This window comes from Cupriavidus sp. 01L46 (genome assembly GCF_056399905.1).
On the sequence record NZ_JBFTSF010000458.1, the window covers coordinates 1 to 3,529 of the forward strand.

The following is a 3,529-nucleotide window of genomic DNA, read 5'->3' on the forward strand; positions in this document are numbered from 1 at the left end:
GCGCTGGAGCCACGCTGCCTGACGCTGGAGGTCACCGAATCCACGGCGATGCGCGACGCGGATGCCAGCCTGCAGATCCTGCAGCAACTCCACGACATGGGCGTGCGCATCTCGATCGACGACTTCGGCACCGGCTATTCTAGCCTGCTGTACCTCAAGCGGCTGCCTGCCAGCGAGCTGAAAATCGATCGCGGGTTCATCCGGGATCTGTCACGCGATACGGAGGATGCGGCGATTGTCTCGGCCATTGTGGCGCTTGGGCGCACGCTGAATTTGAATATCGTTGCGGAAGGGGTCGAAACGGCGAAGCAGCAGGAGTTCCTGACGCGGCTTGGATGCGATTCGCTGCAAGGCTTCCTGCTGGGACGACCGATGTCCGCGGCGAACCTGATTGCATCGCTGTCCGACGACAATCTGCTGTTGGATGCCGGATGAAGAAGGCACCATGGGGCCGAGGCTGTGTGAAAACGCATCGATCACCTACACTGAATATGCGCATTCAGATTGGGGGATCGGATGAAGCGACGCAATATAGAGCTGAGGTGGCTGACCGCTCGACTGGCGCCGGACTTCAAGACCATTGCAGACTGCGTCACCGCACGAAAAGGGAGTTCAAACCTATTTCGGCCGTCCCGCTTTGGCGGCCGCCGCGTCCAGCGCGCGAGAAAACCGTTCGATGTCATCCGGCCGGAACTGGGCCAGAAACAGTTCATTGACCGCCGCCTCATAGACGCCCCACATCTTCTTGCGCAAGGCCTTGCCTTGCCGTGTGACGGACACGAACGCAGCGCGCCCGTCTTCCTCTGAACGGATACGGGTCACCAGTTCTTCACGCTCCAGCCGGTCAATCAGGCGAGTCAGGTTGTACCGCTCGATGGCAAGTACATCGGCCAGTTCATGCATCCGCCTGCTTTCCTCCGGCCCGCTTTCAATCCCCCACAGCACGTCGTACCACGCGTAGACAGGCAGTCCAGCCTCGGCCAGACGCCGGTCCACCTCACGTATCAAGGCCCGGTGCGACCGTACGAACGAAAACCACAAATCCGGCTTCTCAGTCGACATGGCATCTCCAATAGTTGCAGTTGCAATTATGCCGCAGAATGCTCACAATACCCGAACGATTGCATTTGCAATTCACTCGGATCGCGATGGCCCCGTCTACCCGACTGGGCCTGGTGCGAACCGAAGCCCCGTCAATCCCATGGAGACAGAGATGAATGCCCCGGTGTTGCCGCTACACGTATTGCCGCAGGATGTGGATCCGCAGGAAACCCAGGAATGGATCGAGGCACTGGCCGCCGTGACCGAAGTCGAGGGCCGCGAACGCGCCCACTACCTGATGAACCGCCTGCATGAATCGGACGCCGCCCAACACGGGGATTTCCACGGCGCGATCACGACGCCCTACGTCAACACGATTGCCGAATCGCGCGAGCAGCCGTATCCCGGCGACATCCAGATCGAGCGCCGACTGGCCGCCATGGCGCGCTGGAATGCCATGGCGATGGTGTTGCGGGCGGGCAAGCACTCCAACGTCGGCGGGCATATCGCCACGTATGCATCGGCCGCCGTGCTGTACGAGGTAGGTTTCCAGCATTTCTTCAGGGGTCAAACGGAGGCCTTCGCTGGCGACCTGGTCTATCTGCAGGGCCATGCATCGCCTGGCATTTACGCACGGGCCTTTCTGGAAGGCCGCATCGACGAAGCACAACTCGACAACTTCCGCCGCGAGGCAGGCCGCAATGGCGTGTCGTCGTATCCGCATCCGCGGCTGATGCCGGACTTCTGGCAGTTCCCCACCGTCTCGATGGGGCTTGGACCGATCACGGCGGCATACCAGGCGCGCGTCATGCGCTACCTCGAGGACCGACAGCTTGCCCCCACCCAGGGGCGCAAGGTCTGGGCATTCCTTGGCGACGGTGAAATGGATCAGCCTGAATCCCTGGCAGCCGTGGCCATGGCTGGGCGCGAGCGGCTTGACAACCTGATTTTCGTTGTCAACTGCAATCTCCAGCGACTCGACGGACCTGTCCGGGGCAATGCCAAGATCATTCAGGAGTTCGAGGGTCTGTACCGGGCGGCTGGCTGGAACGTGATCAAGGTGATSTGGGGCAGCGGCTGGGACCGCTTGCTGGCACGCGACACCACCGGCCTGCTGCGCCAGCGCATGATGGAGTGCGTCGATGGCGAATATCAGGCGTTCAAGTCGCAGGACGGGGCCTATGTGCGCGAACGCTTCTTCGGCAAATATCCCGCCCTGCTTGAACTAGTGGCCGACATGAGCGATGCCGATATCTGGGCGCTGACCCGTGGCGGTCACGATCCGGTCAAGGTCTTCAACGCCTACGCGGCTGCCATGCGGCATGTGGGACAGCCCACCGTCGTCCTGGTCAAGACCGTCAAGGGCTTCGGCATGGGTGAGGCCGGTGAAGGCCAGAATATCAACCACCAGTTGAAGAAGCTCAACGCAGACGCCGTACGCGCGTTCCGTGATCGATTCGAACTGCCGGTCAGCGATGACCAGCTCGACGAGATACCCTACCTGAAGCCCGCCCCCGAAAGCGTGGAGGCACGCTACCTGCACGGCCGACGCGCAGCGCTGGGCGGCCACATTCCAGCCCGGCATGCCGGCACGGGACCCATGGCACTGCCCCCGCTGTCGATCTTCGACACCCAATTGAGCGACTCCGGCACCCGTGGCTACTCCACGACGATGGCCTTCGTACGCATGCTTGGTACGCTGCTCAAGGACAAGTCACTGGGCCGGAACGTGATACCGATCGTTCCCGACGAATCGCGGACCTTCGGCATGGAAGGCATGTTCCGGCAGGTCGGGATCTATTCCCATGTCGGGCAACTCTACACGCCGCAAGACGCCGATCAGCTCAGCTACTATCGCGAGTCGCGCGACGGACAGATCCTGCAGGAAGGGCTCAACGAGTCCGGCGCGATGTCAGCTTGGATTGCTGCCGCCACCGCGTACAGCAATCATGGCGTCAACACCCTGCCGTTCTACATCTACTATTCGATGTTCGGCTTCCAGCGGGTGGGCGACCTGGCCTGGGCCGCCGGCGATGCCCGCGCGCGCGGCTTCCTGCTGGGCGCCACCTCGGGACGGACCACGCTCATGGGCGAAGGACTGCAGCACGACGATGGCCACAGCCACGTGCTGTCGTCGGTCATTCCCTGCTGCGTCTCATACGACCCCACCTTCGCCTACGAACTGGCAGTGATCGTCCATGACGGGATGCGCCGCATGTATGTGGATCAGGAAGACATCTTCTACTACATCACGCTGCTGAATGAGAACTACACGCACCCCGCCCTGCCGGCAGGCGTTGAAGCAGGYATCCTGCGCGGGTGGTACCCGCTGCGCTCCTCGGCGCCGACAGAGAAGCCCGTTGGCCGGGTGCAACTGGCGGGCAGCGGCGCCATCCTCAACGAAGTCATTGCGGCGGCGGAACTGCTGGCATCGGATTTCGGCATCGCCAGCGACATCTGGAGCGCCACGAGCCTGACGGAGTTGCGC

The 3,529-nt window shown here is 62.2% G+C and carries 3 protein-coding genes; 2 read left to right on the top strand and 1 reads right to left on the bottom strand.

What is annotated here, in order from left to right; all coding sequences use genetic code 11:
• Nucleotides 1–435: EAL domain-containing protein (locus tag AC1DS3_RS36745; RefSeq protein ID WP_477129145.1), on the top strand; the 435-nt coding region annotated here is incomplete at its 5' end.
• Between the two features lie 183 nt (nucleotides 436–618).
• Here the strand turns inward: AC1DS3_RS36745 and AC1DS3_RS36750 are convergent.
• Nucleotides 619–1,062 carry a MarR family winged helix-turn-helix transcriptional regulator gene (locus tag AC1DS3_RS36750; RefSeq protein ID WP_441636303.1) on the bottom strand — a complete coding sequence of 148 codons (444 nt, stop codon included), beginning with the start codon at nucleotides 1,060–1,062 and terminating at the stop codon, nucleotides 619–621.
• Between the two features lie 151 nt (nucleotides 1,063–1,213).
• Between AC1DS3_RS36750 and aceE the strand changes: the two genes are divergently transcribed.
• Nucleotides 1,214–3,529: pyruvate dehydrogenase (acetyl-transferring), homodimeric type (gene aceE, locus AC1DS3_RS36755; protein WP_477129146.1), on the top strand; the 2,316-nt coding region annotated here is incomplete at its 3' end.